Origin of the sequence: Photobacterium sp. GB-56 (genome assembly GCF_003026105.1) — a bacterium.
Taxonomy (GTDB): Bacteria; Pseudomonadota; Gammaproteobacteria; order Enterobacterales; family Vibrionaceae; genus Photobacterium.
The window spans coordinates 13,890-32,096 of sequence record NZ_PYNW01000027.1; the positions used below are offsets into that span (position 1 = coordinate 13,890).

The following is an 18,207-nucleotide window of genomic DNA, read 5'->3' on the forward strand; positions in this document are numbered from 1 at the left end:
ATTAGGTCATGCGCCATCGTAAGAGTGGTCGTCAACTCAACCGCAACAGCAGTCATCGTAAAGCGATGTTCAGCAACATGGCTAGCTCTCTGGTACGTCACGAATTAATTAAGACTACCTTGCCTAAAGCAAAAGAGCTACGTCGCGTAATTGAGCCTTTGATTACCCTAGCTAAGACAGACAGTGTTGCTAACCGTCGTCTTGCATTCGCTCGTACTCGTGACAACGAAGTTGTTGCGAAACTATTTAACGAACTAGGTCCACGCTTTGCTGCGCGTCCTGGTGGTTACACTCGTATCATGAAGTGCGGTTTCCGTACTGGTGATAAAGCTCCTATGGCTTACATCGAGTTATTAGACCGTCCTGCAAAGGAAGAAGCTGCTGCTGAATAAGCAATAGCCGTTAAATAAGAAGAGAAGCCGAGTCATTAGACTCGGCTTTTTTTTTGCATGTAATTTATAATGATGGATTCATTATGTGGTTACTATGCTCTATGTGATGCTTGATAGTTCAGGTTTTGGTGGGATTGAAAGCCATGTGTTACAGCTTTCATTGCTTCTTAAAGATAAGAAAATTCCGTTTAAAGTTGTTTTTATCTCTAAAGCATCTAATCACCCGCTTTACCCTTTATTAGAAAAAAACCAAATTGAATATTTTACTTCAGCAAGTTTTGTCCATTTTTCATTGCTAGTTCAGTCTCATGATATTCTGCATGCTCATGGATATAAATCTTCATTATGGGCGCGATGTTTAAAACTGCTACGCAGATGTAGAGTGCTTACCAGTTTTCACGCCGGTGAGTTTTTAATTGGACGTTTAGCTTTTTATGAATGGCTTAATCGTTCGACTAGTTTTTTATCAACGAATTTTGCTGTAAGTGACGAGATAAAATCGAAAGTACCTTTTCAGTGTTACGTCTTAAATAACTTTATTCATTCTATTCCTCCCTTTGTATTACGTCGCCGACATACAACTTTTCAAGTCGGTTTTGTTGGCCGGTTATGTCATGTCAAAGGTATTGACCGCTATCTACAGCTTTCTAACCAATGCCCAACTATTAAATTTCATGTTTTTGGTGATGGTGAAGAGTCTAATTTATTGGGCAGTTATCCCAATATTAAATGGCATGGTGCCGTTGAAGATATGTCACTTCATTGGAATAAAATTGATTTACTGCTTATCTCTTCACGTGCAGAAGGGCTACCAATGGCAGCTTTAGAGGCGATGGCATATGGCATTCCTGTAATAGGCACAAAAGTGGGTGATTTGCCTTTGCTTGTAGATACGAGATGGCTTGTTGATGAGTTTGATTGGTCAAAGTTAGCTTGGTATATCCTATGTTTTGACTCTATGACCAACAAAGAGTGGCAGGCATGCTCTAAATATAGCTATATTCAAGTTGTTACTAAATTTAGTGGAAAACAACGCTGGAATATACTTGCTAACGCTTATGGAATTAAGCAGTAATTTATCTATATATGCTGATTAACGTTTTATCATCTATGGCTGAGCGTTGCGGATTTTGCCAAATTTTCATATGCCTTTCTTTCGCTTGATAATGTGTTAATCGATTGATTTGGTTAATAGTTATAGGGTGGTTAGCAAGTCCATCGCTGTAACAATGAAGGCTGACATCTTTGGTTAGTGTAATGCGTTTTGGTTCTATGGTTAATTGGGTATTGATCCCTAATAAGCCCATATTTTCTTCTAGATGTATGCTCTTATCATGACTTAGTTGAAGTGCTGCAGGCATGCCTGCATTGTAGATGTGCACAGTATTATTATTATCTATGATCATTATCATTAAACAAATCAAATGACGATTATTGGGTGCAGCAATAAGTTGTTGGTTGAGTATCTCGCATATTTCTTTTGGACTTTCTATACCTGCATCAAGCAAGCCAGCAATATAGCCAAACCAGCCAATACCGTTAGCTTTAGCCAATGGACCATGTCCCATATTATCTCCGAGGATGAGCATAGCAGGCTTGTCTTTTTTGGGTTCTCGATATAATAAAAAATCACCTTGGTTTATCGGGTATTGATCAATATCTATTGTGATATCTCGAAGCGTAATTTTGGATGGAAATTCTGATTGGTAAGGTGTCATCTGTGCCAATAGCTGTTTTTCAAAAACAGACGCTAGCGTGCTATGGCGCTTTAACACTCGTTTCAGTATTGTGAGTAATTTTTCTTTATTGAGTGGTTTTGTTAAATAGTCATCAATACCTGCTCTTGCTGCTTCTAAAAGTGTTGCGTCTTTGTTGTCTGCTGAGATGAAGATAAAGGGTAATGACTGGCAGTGCTTGAACTCTGTCACTTTATCTCTAAAACTGAAACCATTTATATTGGGCATGTGTAAATCGGTTATCACCATATTGCATTGGCTATGAGCTAGCCAATCGAGTGCTTCAATGGGCTTACTGAAGAGAATGAGTTGATAGTGATCGCGGAGAAAGGTCGCAAAGAGTGCGAGTTGGCTTGGGCTATCATCAACGATCAGAAGTTGCGGTTTTGACTTTTTTTGTGGAAGGTTAAATTGAATAATATTTTGGTGATTGGTGAGAAAATATTTAAAGTCAGGGAAGTAGGTATTGATCAGAGCGAGCCCTAATTTATTGCAAGCGGGCTCTTCAGGTAATATTGCGGAGCTGATTTTTTCTTTCATTGCTTGCCAATGAGAGCCGTTATCAATGATTTCAAATCGAGCTTGATTATTACGTAAGCCATATTTTAATTCAACGTGACTTGCGGTTAAGCGTTGATGTGCAAGTAAATTAACACAGTATTCATTACAAACTAGAATCATATGTTGACTCAGCTCATAACTTAAATTGAGCTTATTGCTTTGTGATTTTAGCCAGTGCCTAATGGTTTTTAAGTTCTCGTAATTTAAGCAAAAAGTCTGTTTGAATAATACCTGATTGATCATTGATATTTTCCTTGTAGAAGTTGGCTGTTATTTAGCATTGCGGTAATTTTTGCTTTGATCCTTTCGGGGAGCCACCATGCTTTGGTATTGAGACTTTTTAGCATTCGTTGTGCGAGTGTTGGATTAAATTGATCATTAATAATAAGGCCAATGATATTACAGTTACTTTTTTCTAGTTTGGTAATACTTGTTAGCAGTTTACTTTCTGTCGTCTTGGCTGCGGAAAGGCATAAAAGGATGCCATCGCTGGCATTAGCGATATTAACGGCTGGTAAATTTCGCCAGTTAGCGGTGTTGATATTGCCTGTATCACAAATAATATAGTGATAATGTTGTTGCCAATACTGGAGAAGATAACGAAGTTTATGGGGCTGTCGCAATGTGAGCACTGTGGATTGATCTTTGGGTTGGGGCAAAATATCTAGAAAGGGATGCTTATTAATAAGGTTTTGCTCTTTATTTTCGGTTTCCCACTGTGTTGGCTCGAATCCTTGCCCTGATCCAGAAAGATCAAGATCGATCAATAGCACTTTTGTTTGGTTTACAGAGCAACGTTCAGCTAGCCAATAGCTCATTGTTGAACTTCCGCATTTTTGATTGCAGCTTGCAACGCAGATTATGCGAAGTTGTTGCTGGTGCAATTGTTGGAATAGGTGTTCCATTTCTTCGCTCAACCAAGGTTTCATAATGCGGCTCCTATTACAAGCAAGGTTGTTACAAAACTAAATGCGTCTTGAAGGCCTTGTCTTAACAGTGTGCTTGTTGAATCATCTTCATTGGGGACATACACCGTATCTCCTGGACGAAGCATGGGGATCGGTGTTTCTGCTGGATATTTTATGTAGTTCCGTAAGCTGAATGTTTGGCTTTTATCTCCGCAACATGAACTATTGACGATCATTATTTTATCTATATAGGCTTTATCCGTGGGGCCGCCTGCTTCTGCTAGTAAATCGAGTAAAGACATCTGGCTATTGAATGAGTAACGCCCTGGTTTTTTTACTTCTCCCATCAGTCTTACAACGCGATTTGCAGGTTTATCTAACCAATTTCCATCTTGATGCGGAATGTAGATAACATCGCCAGGGACTACTTTGGGTAATAAACTTTCATCGCCAGTTTCAAAATACAGAGTAAGGTTTAGTGTTGTGACATTGGCATGGGTCCCGTTACGATGGCTGATTTTTATTTGCTGTAAGTTAGCATCTTTATTTGGGCCATCTGCTGCTGAAATAATATCTAAAAACCCTAAGTCACTATTAAAGGCATATCGCCCAGGTGAGTTTACTGCCCCAAAGACATAAATAGATTCCTCTGCGTTTTGTCGAATCCATGTGGATTTATTATCACTGGGATCACGTGGGAGTTCATCGACCATTATCGTATCTCCCGCCCTTATGGTTGGGAGTGTTGCAAAGTTACCGCCGCGATCGATAAATTTCTCTAAATCAAAATAAATAATACTATTTGGATCGTTTTTGTTTTTCTTGATAATGCGAATACTGCTTAAGTTCGCGCTTTCTAATGGGCCGCCAGCAAGAGCAAAAATCTCTAAAAAAGTCAGTTTTCTATTCCATTTAAATCGCCCCGGACCTTTTACTGAGCCAATAACCATGACAGTTTTATCATCTTTCGCTTGAGTTGTTTGTGGTACATAAATGACATCGCCGGGGAGTACGGTAGGAAGAAGTTTTTCATTACCAGTCTCAAAGTACCTCGCAAGATCGAGACGAGAAACGGTTGTTTTTTTACCATTGCGATGTGTGATGAGTAACTCTTGAATATCTGCATCACCAATTGGTCCGTCTGCGGCAGAGAGAATGTCGAGAAACCCTTGTTCTTTATTAAAACCATACCGACCAGGAGATCCTACGGCCCCAAAAATATAGATCGAATCGCTTGCTGCTTGACGGAGCCAGCTGGATTTACTGTCGCTAGGGTTGTGCGGGAGTTCATCAACGATAATGGTATCGCCGTATGTGAGCTTGGGGAGTTTACTTTCAGGGCTTCCTTGCTTAATAAAATTCTCAAGATCAAAAAAGAGTACTTGATGCCCTTGAGCCGAGGGTTGATCTTTTTTCGGAAGTCTTACAATACGAATACTGGATAAGTTAGCTTTATTTTTTGGTCCTCCAGCCATGGAAAGTAGATCTAAAAATGTTAGCTTTTCGTTGAAATTAAAACGTCCGGGGGTATAAACCGCACCGATAATCTTAATTGCATGATGATCTGAAGCTTTTGATATTTTTGGTATATAAATAACGTCCCCAGGAACGACTTTGGGTAAGACTGATTCATCCCCAGTTCGAAAGTATTCGGAAAGATCTAACTGAGTAACATGGCTTTGAGTACCATTGCGATGCGTAATAAGCACTTCTTGTAAGTCAGCTTCATTACTTGGCCCATCAGCGGCTGAGAGGATATCAAGAAACCCTTGGTCATTATTAAACGCATAGCGACCAGGCGCGCCAATTGAGCCAAAGATATAAATAGAATCTTTTGGTGCTTGGCGTAACCAACTGGCTTTATTATCACTGGGGTCATCGGGTAATTCATCAATAATAATGGTCATTCCTGCAGAAAGCTCAGGAAGTAATCTTTTAGGATGGCCTTTTTTGATAAAGTTTTGGAAATTAAAGAAAGAGACGTCATGGCCTTTATTAAGATCTTTGTCTTCGGTGATGAGTCGAATATTCGTTAAATTTGCACGTTTAGTCGGGCCTTCTGCGTGAGCGAGTAGATCCATGAAATCCATCGCTGGGCTCCACTCATAGCGCCCTGGAATATTAATTGCCCCTATAATTTTAATAGAGCGATCATCCGTAATTTTAAGCCATGACTTTACATTTACGGTGGTTTTTTCTGGAATAAAAATGACATCACCTGTTTTCATCAGCGGGATATCATAATCTTGTGGTGATTTAGTAAACTCAACGAGATTGATCGTTATTGGCGGTTCTGTTTCACTGAGTATTTTGATCTGAGTTGTATCTGCGAAACGTGTTGGGCCACCGGCATTGGCTAGCACATCAATAAATTTTGTATTTTTTCCTATTTCGTAAGCGCCAGCGGCTTTCACTTCCCCCATGACAAAGGCGGTTCTTACCGTTGTACTGATGTCATCAATTTCAATCGGAGCATAAATTGTGGTTCCCTCTTTTATAGGAGGAAGATGCTGGGTATCACCTGTATCTAAGAAGGTTTTTAGATCAAATATATAAGGTTTATTATCGGTAACCACTCGAATTTTAGTTACGTCGGCATAGCGTGTTACACCATCTGCACGCATGATGGCATCAACCACATTCATTTCTGGCTTATAACTAAATGTTCCTGGGTTTCGGACTTCACCAAATAATGTTAAGCCATTTTTTTTGTTTGAATCACCTGTGTTTTGAATAGCTGCAGCATCAAAATCAACTTCAATGTTGCCGAGCAGTGGAGATACAGGGACGAAGAGGGTATCGCCATTGGTTAAGGTAGGTAGATTGGAGGTATCACCCGTATCTAAATATTTTTTATAATTAAAACGTTGAGATATGCCATTACGTATGATGGAGAACTTGTTTAACTGCGCGCCTGATCTTGCACCGCCAACAGCAGCAAGTGCTAATTGAATATTGCTGTTAGGTTTGAGTGAAACAGTTCCTGGAGTTTCAACATAGCCAAGTACATGAATACGGATGAGTTGTTCTTTTAAGGTAAGCTTAAAGTCATCAAGGTTAAGATAGATAGATGATAGTTTGTGTTTTATTTTTTGTTCAGCATCTTTGATGGTGAGCTCTGCGATCGATATTGTACCGACTTCTGGGAGTTGAATTTTTCCGTTATCATCAATCGTGAAATCGTCACTGAATGCTTTTTCGCCTGGTACAAACAGGAAAATACGATCGCCTGCCGTTAGCGTGATTGTATTGTCTGCCCGTAAAGGGAAGCAGATAAAGAGAATGAGTAGGCAGAAGATACGGATCATAAGCCATCTCGAATTGTATGCCAGTCCTTTATATCAAATACGCGATGAATAGACTGAGCGTGGTGTTCAACCAATACTCTTGCTTCTACTTTTCTATTATTGAGCTGCTTTGTGAGAGTGTTATCGTCAATGGCCTGTGTTTCTCCAACACTAAGCACCGTTATTTGGTTAGGATCAACGCCATTTTCAACAAAGAAGTCTTTAACTGTATTCGCTCTTTCTAAGCCAAGAGCATAGTTATTCAGTTCATTACCTTGGCTATCGGTATAGCCAATAAGTTGTAAGTGCCAATGCTCTTGACGTTTAATTATTCCAGCGGCATAGCGGAGTGATTCTTGGTAATCAGGCAACAAGGTTGTTTTATTTAACGCAAACTGGTTATCGACGGACATATATAATAAGAAACGCTCTTTGAGTTCTACTTCAGAATAATTGGGGTCAAGGCATAGGGTGTGATATTCCAACCAATCCATTTGCTTTTGGATCACGGCATTCTGGGTTTGGTATTTTAAAAGAGTAATTTCAGCATCACGATCAAAACCGTTAAGGGCTTCTTCTCTTGCTTTTAAATAAAGGTTTTGTAATCGGATATATTGACCAGGAAGACAATGTTTGGCGCCTCGTGTTGCGAGTAATTGGAGCTCAAACTGATGGTGTTCGAGTTGATGGAGTTGGGTTTGTTTTGGCGGTGAAAGTGGAATTTCTCCTTGCGCAGGCCAAAAAGTACTACAACCTGTCAGTAGTAATAATAAGGCTATAAGCAGCAATAGAGGCGATTTCATTAAGTTAACTCTGCTGATGTGATGAGTGGGATCACTTTATCAATCCTGAGCATTTGCATTAACTCTCTAGGTTGACCGTTAACATTAAGTAGACGTAAACGACGTCCTCGGCTTTTTAAGCGTTTATAAAGAAAAACAATGGCACCAATACCACATGAGTCGATAAATTGGACTTGCGTCATATCAATGACGAGTTCCATTCGCTCGGTTTGACTGAGAACATCAAATTCACTTTCAAGCTCCCTTGCTCTTTGCGCATCAAATTCATCTTGTAGAGCAAGTGCGATAACTGAGCTGGACGATGCGAACATAGGTATTCCTTATTCTCTATTTTAACTAATATGATTCAAAGGTTGTGCCAACTATTGTCCACGTCTCGTTACCATAATGTATGCTGTTTTGAGCAATATCCAGCAGTCCATTCTAAGCCATTGTAATGGTGATGCTAATGCGATAGCGTAAGCATGATCCCATGCGATCTTCGCTTTAACGTCTTCTATACAGCTGTCGTAGCCTTGATTTACTTGTGCTAAGCCTGTTATACCTGGGCGTAAGCCTCGAGTTCGTTCTAAGTAGAAAGGCAATGCATTTTGCAAATTTCCACATAGTTCAGGGCGTTCAGGGCGAGGGCCAATTAATGACATGTCTCCCTTTATCACATTAATAAATTGAGGCAGTTCATCTAATCGCGTATCTCTTAAGAACCCTCCTATTCGAGTGATACGAGGATCATTTTTTTGAGACCATACCGCGCCACTTTTTGCTTCAGCGTTAGATTGCATGGTGCGAAATTTCAACATGGAGAACAACATGATATGTTCATCATTAATTTGTCCTACACGCACTTGTCGATAAAAAATATCACCTTTGGAATCTAACCGTATAAGCAAGGCAATCAGGGGCCATAATGGAAGTGTGAGTAATAATCCTATAAAACTGAGAAGAATATCGAAGAAGCGTTTGAGGATAATCGTAAAAGAATGTTGGTAGGTATTGAGAGGCGGCTTTTTTTTCCAGCCATCTCTAAATTGCCCAAAGAGATAGCGTAGCATTCCAATTAAAGAAGATAGGTAACCACCTATTAAATAATGTAATTTATCTAACAGTTTATTTTTTACACCTAATAGAGGTAGTGCCGCAAGACCATATCCAACGACTTGCAATCCCGTTAACCATATGGCGAGAAGTGAGCCATGGACGGCAAGGTAACAGGTTATGCTTAGGTACATGATGAAAAGAAAAGGCATTAAGGTTCTTAAACCTTTACCAGATGCGAATAACCATTTTACCCCTGGCTGGTGGAGATTAAATACAAAACGACAGCGGATCAGTTGCTGTAAGTTACCGGCGCCAATACGCTGTCTTCGTTGATGGGTTTGTTCATTACTACTAATATCGAGCTCAATACTATTTATGCATTCATTATAAATCACATTATAACCTTGCTTAAGCACTTGCATCGGCAACATGAAATCGTCGTTGATGGTGTCGTAAGGCAATGGCTGAAATAAGCGTGATCGCATAATATAAAAAGCGCCATTGCCACCAATAACACTACCTAAATGTGATTCCGCAAAGCGCATATTATTTTGCCAAGACCAGTATTGTTTCTCACCTGTATTGCCATCATAAATAAGGTAATTACCTGTGATTGCACCAACTTTAGGATCGTTAAAACTATGGGTTGCTTGTTTAAGGGCATCGATCGAGATAAGCGCTGATACATCACTTAATGCAACCAGTTCTGCATAAGGTTGTGCCATCGTGATAAGTTGATTTAGGCGCGCTAACTTTCCTTTGTTGCTGGTGCTTATTTGCAACTGAAAATGAATATTAGCCCGTTGAAATTGCCTCTCCCATTGGCGACAAAGTTTTGCGGTTGCATCATTGCAACCATCGCAACAAATGAAGATAAACAGTTTTTCTGCGGGATAATCAAGCATCAATAAATTAGCCAATTTATCGTTAATATGTGCTTCCTCATTATAAGCCGGAATAAGGATCGCAATGGCTGGAAAACTATCTGGTTCTACTGTAATGGTTTTTCGTTTTAGATGTTGTCCATACCACACCATAACAGCACTATAGATAACATGATGATAAATAATAATTAGCGTTAGAATTAAAAGAATAAACCAACTTACCATCATGGTTAGCTCCTTACTTCGCGAGGGCTTCATACGCTGCTGTCATCGTTCTTACATCAGCAACGTGTTGGATGAAATGCGCTGTTTTTGTTTCATTAGTCTTATGTGTCAGTACATGATCTAGAGCGTGAGCTAATTGGACAGGATCATTAGGCGATATTAATACACTGTTTTCTGGATGGGCGACATCGGGGATCGCACCAATATTTGATGCCACAATCGGTTTACCGCACGCTTGTGCTTCAAGCAAAGCTAAGGGGAGTCCTTCATGACGTGACGGCATGCAGAACACATCAATAGCGCGATAAAAAGAACGCATGTTTTTACAATAACCCAACCAGTGAATACGATGCTCAAGCTGTAAACGACAGGCGAGCTGTTTGAGGTTTGAGAACTGCTCGCCATCACCTGCAATAACAAGATGATAATGCTCTGGAAGTGATGATAGGGCGAGAAGCATGGTATCAATCCCTTTTTCTGAAACCAGTCGCCCAGCACAACCAATGAGTATTTGTTTCTGAGGCAATGCTAAGTCATGACGAGCGTCGGCTTGATCACCAATACAGTAAAAGTGACAGTCGATACCGTTATTAATAATATGATCGGCTGGACGACCTAATCGTTGATGAAGATCTTTGGCTATTGTTGGGGCATCGGCGACGAGTTCAACATGTTTATTTTTTAATAGCCAACGAGTGAGGGTTTGTTGTTTTGGCTCTTCTAGATGCCAACTGTCGTGCTCAGTATGTATATGGGTTGTGCTTAGCCCTAATAGTGCGAGTCGACTATAGAGTAAAGGACCTAAATGGTGGCTGTGAACCGTGGTGATCTTTAGCTTATTAATGATTTTTCTTAATTGATAAGCGGTTTGAAGATGTATACCTGAGGGTTTATTTAAAAATATTAATTGGTTTTTAAATGCTGCTAACTCAGGCCATGCTGAAATAGCAGATGTGGCTGTTTCTTCTAATGAAGCAACATAAACACGATGCTTTGATGAGGCAAAACGCACCAAATTCAGAACGAGCTTTTCTAACCCGCCAGGGCGTAAATGTTGGACGACTTGTAGTGTTCTAACCATGTTCATGTTCCTTTGAGAAGTAAGGAATGCGCACCAAGATTGGGTAAGATACTAACTGTCGGATATGGCTGGATTGATATAATCGCGTATCAAAAATAATCGAGATGCCTACAAGAAATAAAGCAATGACTGCGCCAAAAAGAATGCCGGACAAAAAGTTCATCCACCATGGCCAATTTTGAGGAGCATTCGGTACTGAGGGTTTGTCTATTATTTTGAGCTTGTCTGGTTCTTCAAAACGCCCAAGATGGCCAGTGACTCTGGCCATTTCATAGCGCTCTAGTAGTTGGTTATAAATGTTCGATTTGACCTTATAGTTTCGCTCTAAACTGGTGAGTTTTTTTTCTAATTCTGCAAACTCCACCCGTTTTCCTATGATATTTGCAGCTTGTTTTTTGAGTAATACGAGCTCTTGATTAATGGCATCGATTTCAGACTCTGCTTGCTGTAAGGTTTCAAATTGGCTGAGCAATATAGGTTGGGTTTGGTTTTCAGGATCTTGAGTGCTATTAACTAGCCGTTGCCATAAACTGTTGATTTGATCTGGGGAAAGTGATTGCTGTAACTCAACTTGCCGAGTCCGCTCTTGTTTTAAACGCTCTAAACGGCGGAGTACATTTTTAATTAATGAATGTTGATCGGTATAACTGGCACGTAATATAGCAAGCTCGGCTTCGGCCATTACAATTTCTTGCTCTAGTTTGCCGATAACAGGGTTGGTATTTATCAGTGTTTTATACATGCTATCACGTTTACTTGTTGCGTGGAGTAAAGCCAATTCTGATTCGTTTATTTTCCTTAACAATTTAATACTAGTATCAACATTGACGCCTTGTAGGAGCGGTAAGTTATCCGCATTTTCTGCTTTAAAGGTGGCAAGCTCACTTTCTGCAAGCTCTAAATCTTTTTGGGTTGTTGTTAATTGTTTTTGTAAAAACACTTCTGAATTATCAATCGATGCTCGTCCAGGGGCTCGTAGCTTTTCTAAGAAAATGCGAGAAAGAATATTTAATATTTCTGGAATTTGTTCGGGTTGTTGCCATACAAGACTCATTTGAACGAGATCGTTACCTGTCAAATCAAGGGTGATCCCTTTTTCGAGTTGAGCGGTGACGTGTTTAATTTTTTGCGGGTTTTTATCAGGCACTAGATCGAGTTCATCAATTACGATCGCCAAAGTTGATTGGCTTTGGATCACGACTTGGAGTGCTTTAATTCGCTGCTCTAGATTCATTGAAATAGATAAATCTTCTAAAAAAGGATTAAGCAATGCGGCCTCCTGAACCAAAATAGTGGTTTCAGAGTAGTAATACTTAGTTTTAAGAAAGCCGCCTATTGTCATTAGAAAAGGCATAATGATGATGGGTAAAACTAATAAATAACGATGAAGCCATAATCCATAAAGTAATGGATATAAGCGCGTTATAAAGAGGTGGCGCATACCTTAGTTACTCCGAAGGAGCAACGTATCGATTGTTATTTGAGGAGAATACTCCAACGTTAAAGGGATTTGATGCTCTTGTGCGATCGTCTCTATGTTTTGCATTCGTTTTTGACTGTGTAATAAAGCGTCAAATTTATTATTGAGCTTAGCAGGGCCTACTGTTGCTGTTATTTGGTTATATGAGAAGGTTGAAAAAAATTGGATGATTTTACGGTGTTGCTCTGCGGTTAACGTCACTTGCTCTGAACTAAAAAAAAGCTCTAATTTCTTATTGGATTGTGAGGTACTGGCACACCCAACCAGCCCTAGTAAGATGATTAGATAGATTGTTCTTATCATCATGCATTCCTTTTTCTTGTGTGTATAAGAAAGACTGCAAAAAGAGTGCCTGATGTAAGGGTTTGTTATTCAGTCGTTGAACATCGTATTTTTTGTATAGTACTAATTATCTTTTCTATACGACGTTGCCAACTATCATGCTGGACGCTTTGGTATGCTTTTTGTTTATATTCATCGACTTGCTGTGGGCTTAATTGTGTAATGCGATCAATTGCCGAGAGCCATTCTTTCTGAGTTGTCGCAATTGACACTAAAGGTGAGTACTCTGTTGCGGCTTTATATTTACTGCTAATGACAGGACATCCGGCTGCTAAATATTCTCTTAATTTTAAGGGGTTACACATTTTAATTTGTTGATTATTGATGAAAGGTAAAATAGCGATATGCCAATGTTGTAAATAACTAGCGAGTTGGTGATGAGGTATCGCTGGTAACAGATGGATATTCTCATTTTGCAATTGCTGAACTTGATGGCACTCCTTATTCCCAAGCAAATAAAATTGAAGCTGTGGGCGCGCTAATGCGAGTTGTTGTAATAAATCGTAATCAAGCCAATTATTTAAACTGCCATAAAAGCCAATATTTTTTGTCTCTTTATCAATGGCTGGTGGGCATTCATGTTTTGATTGAAATAAATGAAGATCAACACCATGGGGCAAATAATGTGTCTTGTGTTTCGGGAAGCGCGCCATTAATTGTCTGTTTGCCACATAAATAAGGTCGGCCTGCATACTTAATGTTTGTTCTGCTTGCGTTGTTTTATCGTGATCGACCCCTGTTAGTGCTGAAAAATCATCTCCGCAGTAATAAATGATTAAATCAGCTTGGCAGAGTTCGATATATTCAATCGCACTCGGTAAGGCTATCCATAAAACACGATAGTGTTTTTTTGGGGGAAGTTGTGTTGATAATAGCTTTTTATTGATGTATTTCATCGTCTTGTTTCGAGCTAATGGCCAAACAAGAGGTTTGATGATCTTTTTTAAATTTGTGGCGGAGATTTCAGTATCAGCTATTGCAGCACGACGCATAAAAGCCATGAGCTTTTCGATAATACGCCTGATATCTTTAGCTTGCAGTTGGGGTTGCCTTAAACCAATAGAATTGACCCAATAGACAGGATATTGCTGAGCAATGATTGATATTAAGTGCTGAGTGCTAGATGGGTGTCGCCCCCAATCTTCACCAAAAATAATAAACTCTATATCACGATCCATGACTCAAATCCTTTTTATGGAGTTGATTTGTATTACAAGTTAATCGATCGGTTGCAATTAATAAGCTTAATAAAATATAAAAAGGCCACGTTGTTCCTTGTGTGAGAAAAGTACCACTGACAGAAAAGGAAACCATGCCAAGCCATAGCCCTTCAGCAAGTGGTTGATATGTTGTTTTTTTTAATCGTTTAAGTAAGCGGTAACTAAGTTGGAAAGTTTTTATTAACAAAGTAGCAAATAAGAATAACCCGACAAATCCGTTCTCAGCTAATATTTCAAACCAAGAGCTATGAACAGCATGGTTCTTACCATCCCAATGTACTGAGTAAAAATAGTAATTATTATAAAAATTACTTAATCCAACACCAGTAAATGGATGATCAACTGCCATCATTATTGCAGCGCCCCAAGCATAAAGACGCCCCATTGCAGACTCATCAATGGCGCCGGAACTAGCCGATGAAACAAATCTGTTTTCAATACCTGCGGCGACAAATAAAGCCATGATCCCAAGAGCGGTAATGATAAGTGGTGTGACGATATTTTTACTGCGAAGAAGCAGTGACATAAATACCACGCTAATTATTCCCAATTGTCCACCTCGACTTTCCGTTGCTGCAATACCTGCTAGGAGAGTTATGCTAATAAGCATCGCAATAAGACGAGCAATAATGTGACCATGGAAAATATAGACAGCAGTAAATGATAGCGGAAATAACAGAACTAAAGAGAGATCATTAGGATCACCGAGCATTGATCCAAATGCTCGGCCAATCGTGACACGTGTTTCTTCGACTAATCCAATCTCATAATATTTGTTATACAACGTAATAGAGGCAATCAATAAACCACAAAGAAAGAGTAAATAAGGAATTCTTTTTAGTTGAGAAATATGGGTGGGTAATAAACTAATAGCAAAAACCATTAAAACGATTTTTAGAAAGTTACCTGACAACATTTCAAATGATTCTTCTCTATTAGAAGCAAAAGCACAGCTAATACTGACCCAAAATGCAAAGCAAAGTAGCCATGTATGTAATGGGTGCCACTTGAAGTTACGATAGTTCATCCATAACTGCCAACTTAATCCGACCAAACAAGCAAGTGCTAATAACTTGGGTATTTTAAAGGGTTCAAGGAATGGCATTGCTTCATGTAAGCGAAAATATGAAAAAAGAATAAACCAAATACAGAGTAAAAAAGCACGCTTAACAACAAAGGGCAGGGACAGTATTCCAAGAAATGCAAAGTAATGTTTAAACGTGTAATTGCTTACAATAAAGCAACTTATCGTACTAAACAAAGCGATGATAATTTGTTTACCCCTTGTCATAGATCACCTGTAATACATGGCGATAGTTACAAAGGTGACGCCAAGGCCAATAGATTTGAAGGCAAAGAAGAGGAGTTAACAGAATGAGAAAATAAGTGAGTTGATATTGCTGACAAAAACAGATCAGTATAATAAGTGAAAAACTGACAAACAAATCAGAGAGAGGATATCGCAGAGGGAGATGGTATTGACTATAAAAGTAAAAAATAAAAAGGCGCAACGCTTGAATCGCAATTCCACAATAGATCAATGCGAGAATATCAAATAAGGGTAATATATAAATAAAAACGAGTAATGATAATAGCGTTGACAGGCTATTAATCAATAATATTCCTTGTCCATGTTCGTGGTAATAGCAGCCGACATTAAGAAAAGTACAACAGCCTTTTAGCATTAACCACAATGCGATGAATGGGATAAGAACACTACTGTAATAAAACTCAGCATTAAGCCAAAACCTTAAAAAAACAGGACCGAACAAAAGCACAAGAGCAGAAATAAGTATGCAAAGCTGGCAAGCTAAAATAGTAATATTGGCTAAGTATTGTTTACGTTGCTCTGTATTGATAAAGCTAAATCGTTTTGGAAACCACCACAACGCAAAAGGTTCTATTAATAAACTAGCGGCAACCCCCCACTGCATTGCAATTGCATAAGGAGATACCGCTTCCACTCCTAAATAATGCGCGATAGCCCAACGCTCAGCACCTAATGAAATAAAACCCAATAATCCAGAGATAGTTAGAATTGCACCATATTTTAATAATGCGGGGTTCATTGAGAAGTGTGGTATTGGCCATTGTTTATAGAGTAAAACACTACACACGACTTGTGCGATCAATCCAGCTAAAGCCATACCATCAACTTTCCATGTAGTGACCAACAAGAGCGCTAAGGCCGCTTGCAATAATGCCGTGATAAGTAAAATACTTACAAAGTGTTTAGCATTATTCTCAATTCTTAGCTTTGCTAAAGGGATAGCGTTAAGAGAGTTAAAGTAGATAGTAAAAATAAAACAATTAAAGGAAAAAAGTGGCGGTGGACCAGGTAAAAGCGTTTGAATATCGTGATTAAAAAAAACAAGCAGGCTTGTAATTATTGCACCACATAACATAACTTGCCATAAGGCTTGGCCTAATAACCGTGTTGGGTTTGATGCATCATGATAAAAACGATAGAGACCATCAATGATGCCTAAACTAATGAGCAGTGATAAGAATGTAGTTAAAACTAATAATACATCAAGCTTACCGTATTCTTCCAAACCTAATTGATCTGTAACATAAGGTTGAAGTAGCAATCCAATCAGTTTACAAAAGACGACTCCAATCCCATAAACCGCAACAACCTTTAATGTGCTCATAGTGCTTCAATCCACTGTGATAGCCGTTGCGCTTGAGCTTTTGCAGTAAAGGCTTTCATGACATGCCTATAACCGAGCTCTCTTTGAGTTTTTAATTCCTGATAGCTTTTTAGCTGGTGGTTTGTAATTGCCGTTGCTAATTCTGTAGGTGAATCTTTCTGTATCATCACTCCTATATCAGAGCAAAGGATCTCAGTACAACCAACAAGGTTAGTAGTAATAATAGGGATCCCTAATGCAAGGGCTTCTTTTAAAACTAGTGGGCCTGTATCAGTATCACCATTATTAGCGATGGTAAAAGGAGCGATTAGTCCTTGGTAACGTTGAGCATGAGATCGTAGCCAATCTGCATTTTGACTGCCTAAAAAAGAAACAGCGTTTATGAGTCCATGCCGTTTACAAAAAGATATTAGTTCCGATTTTAATGGCCCATCACCAACAATATCGATTTCAATCGGGTGTTTGAGTCGTTGTATGGCTTTCAATAACGTTATAAGCCCTTTTTTTTCAACCAATCGACCAATAAATAAAAAGCGCTTAGATGGAGACCATTCATTATTTAAAGTGGGATAGTTTTGCTCTTCAATCCCACAAGGTAGATAGTGAACAGGTGTCTTTGTTAGTGATTGCAAATGATCATGCATTGCCTTTGTCACAGCGCAGCAAAACTGACAATGAGAAAGCTTGGCTTGTAAATCTTGAGGCCCAGCGTAGATATCAGCGCCATGTCCAACAAATGACACTGGAATATTCAATATTTTTGCTGCAACGATTGCAATCGCTGAGCTATGCCAAGCAAAATGCGCATGAAGATGCTGGCATTGGTAACTATGTGCCCATAGCGCTAATTGTAGGCCTTGCCGAATAAGAGCGAGTTTTCCGAACTCATGTTGTTGGTAAATAAAAGGTAAGCTTCTTACGGAACGGGTGATGTGGCGAAAACTATAGTAGGGAAGGTTTGAGGGGTAGCAACACTGCTTCATTAATGGAATATCAGCACGTTGAAAGTGTTGACCTTTCATAAATGAAAACGGAACAACATGATGTCCAAGTGCAATCATTGCTCTCATTTCAACACCCGTGAATGTTTCAGATAAAGTAGGGAAACAAGGGATCACATAACCTATTGTCTTCATCACAGTGCTCCGCGAATGACTTTTAATAAAGAATTCAAACTTAGTGCCATGTTTCAGTGGCACTTAAGTAAGAAGATCATCAGCTATTGAGACAGATTGCATCGCATCGTGATTAAACGTCTTGTGTTTTGCAATTCATCATTAAGGTTAGATAGGGTTATTTAGTAAGAGAAGATGCACAAATAGAGGTGAAAATAATCACCAATGGAGGTATTGTTTGAATTATGAACACTTGGTTTTTTTTGTTTAATTTATTCTTGCCATCTTTATATTTGCTCTTATAATGCGACCCCACTGACACGGACAACGGCGTAAGCGGTTGCCGAGTTTAGTATTGTTCTTTAACAATTTGACCATGCAATCTGTGTGGGCACTCGTTGAAAAGTTAAGTCGAAAGATTTATCAATGATACTAGTGACCAATACAAATAACTCATCTCTTTATAGAGAAGGATTATTTG

15 protein-coding genes are annotated in these 18,207 nt (G+C 39.1%); 2 read left to right on the plus strand and 13 right to left on the minus strand.

Translation table 11 applies throughout. The annotated features are described in order from the left end of the window. The first annotated feature begins 8 nt into the window (after nucleotides 1-8). Entirely contained in the window at nucleotides 9-392 is a 384-nt protein-coding gene (gene rplQ / locus C9J42_RS20440; protein ID WP_005370955.1) for a 50S ribosomal protein L17, read from the plus strand. Nucleotides 393-486: 94 nt separating this feature from the next. After that, nucleotides 487-1,467, plus strand: coding sequence for a glycosyltransferase family 4 protein (locus C9J42_RS20445; protein ID WP_107208698.1), 981 nt, complete (start codon nucleotides 487-489; stop codon nucleotides 1,465-1,467). Nucleotide 1,468: 1 nt separating this feature from the next. Here the strand turns inward: C9J42_RS20445 and C9J42_RS20450 are convergent, their stop codons facing one another. From C9J42_RS20450 to C9J42_RS20510, 13 genes are all read right to left on the minus strand, one after another. Then, complete coding sequence (locus C9J42_RS20450) at nucleotides 1,469-2,932, minus strand: response regulator (protein WP_107247895.1); 1,464 nt, start codon at nucleotides 2,930-2,932, stop codon at nucleotides 1,469-1,471. Further along, nucleotides 2,929-3,618, minus strand: coding sequence for a hypothetical protein (locus C9J42_RS20455; protein WP_107247896.1), 690 nt, complete (start codon nucleotides 3,616-3,618; stop codon nucleotides 2,929-2,931). Before C9J42_RS20455 ends, C9J42_RS20450 begins: the two co-directional genes overlap by 4 nt. Further along, nucleotides 3,615-6,905, minus strand: coding sequence for an SLBB domain-containing protein (locus C9J42_RS20460; protein ID WP_107302270.1), 3,291 nt, complete (start codon nucleotides 6,903-6,905; stop codon nucleotides 3,615-3,617). Before C9J42_RS20460 ends, C9J42_RS20455 begins: the two co-directional genes overlap by 4 nt. Then, nucleotides 6,902-7,687 (minus strand): OmpA family protein, encoded by a 786-nt coding sequence (locus C9J42_RS20465; protein WP_107208692.1) that lies wholly within the window; start codon nucleotides 7,685-7,687, stop codon nucleotides 6,902-6,904. The genes C9J42_RS20460 and C9J42_RS20465 overlap by 4 nt, the downstream gene beginning before the upstream one ends. Continuing rightward, a complete protein-coding gene (locus C9J42_RS20470) occupies nucleotides 7,687-7,998 on the minus strand; it encodes an STAS domain-containing protein (protein WP_105061076.1) in 312 nt (103 codons plus the stop codon). The genes C9J42_RS20465 and C9J42_RS20470 overlap by 1 nt, the downstream gene beginning before the upstream one ends. A 51-nt stretch (nucleotides 7,999-8,049) precedes the next feature. Continuing rightward, nucleotides 8,050-9,837: a sugar transferase gene (locus C9J42_RS20475; protein ID WP_107208691.1), complete on the minus strand. Its 1,788-nt coding sequence runs from the start codon at nucleotides 9,835-9,837 to the stop codon at nucleotides 8,050-8,052. 10 nt (nucleotides 9,838-9,847) lie between these two features. Next, a complete protein-coding gene (locus tag C9J42_RS20480) occupies nucleotides 9,848-10,915 on the minus strand; it encodes a glycosyltransferase (protein ID WP_199187173.1) in 1,068 nt (355 codons plus the stop codon). Then, on the minus strand, nucleotides 10,908-12,356 hold the full coding sequence (locus C9J42_RS20485; protein WP_107208689.1) for a sugar transporter: 1,449 nt from the start codon (nucleotides 12,354-12,356) through the stop codon (nucleotides 10,908-10,910). Before C9J42_RS20485 ends, C9J42_RS20480 begins: the two co-directional genes overlap by 8 nt. 3 nt (nucleotides 12,357-12,359) lie before the next feature. Further along, nucleotides 12,360-12,701, minus strand: coding sequence for a hypothetical protein (locus C9J42_RS20490; protein ID WP_233220758.1), 342 nt, complete (start codon nucleotides 12,699-12,701; stop codon nucleotides 12,360-12,362). Nucleotides 12,702-12,763: 62 nt separating this feature from the next. Beyond that, nucleotides 12,764-13,915: a glycosyltransferase gene (locus tag C9J42_RS20495; protein ID WP_107302271.1), complete on the minus strand. Its 1,152-nt coding sequence runs from the start codon at nucleotides 13,913-13,915 to the stop codon at nucleotides 12,764-12,766. Then, nucleotides 13,905-15,248, minus strand: coding sequence for an O-antigen ligase family protein (locus C9J42_RS20500; RefSeq protein WP_107247902.1), 1,344 nt, complete (start codon nucleotides 15,246-15,248; stop codon nucleotides 13,905-13,907). Before C9J42_RS20500 ends, C9J42_RS20495 begins: the two co-directional genes overlap by 11 nt. Beyond that, the gene (locus C9J42_RS20505) at nucleotides 15,235-16,611 is read right to left on the minus strand and encodes a lipopolysaccharide biosynthesis protein (RefSeq protein ID WP_107247903.1); all 1,377 of its coding nucleotides are present in this window, start codon (nucleotides 16,609-16,611) and stop codon (nucleotides 15,235-15,237) included. The genes C9J42_RS20500 and C9J42_RS20505 overlap by 14 nt, the downstream gene beginning before the upstream one ends. Then, the gene (locus tag C9J42_RS20510; protein WP_107208684.1) at nucleotides 16,608-17,747 is read right to left on the minus strand and encodes a glycosyltransferase family 4 protein; all 1,140 of its coding nucleotides are present in this window, start codon (nucleotides 17,745-17,747) and stop codon (nucleotides 16,608-16,610) included. Before C9J42_RS20510 ends, C9J42_RS20505 begins: the two co-directional genes overlap by 4 nt. Nucleotides 17,748-18,207: the final 460 nt, after the last annotated feature.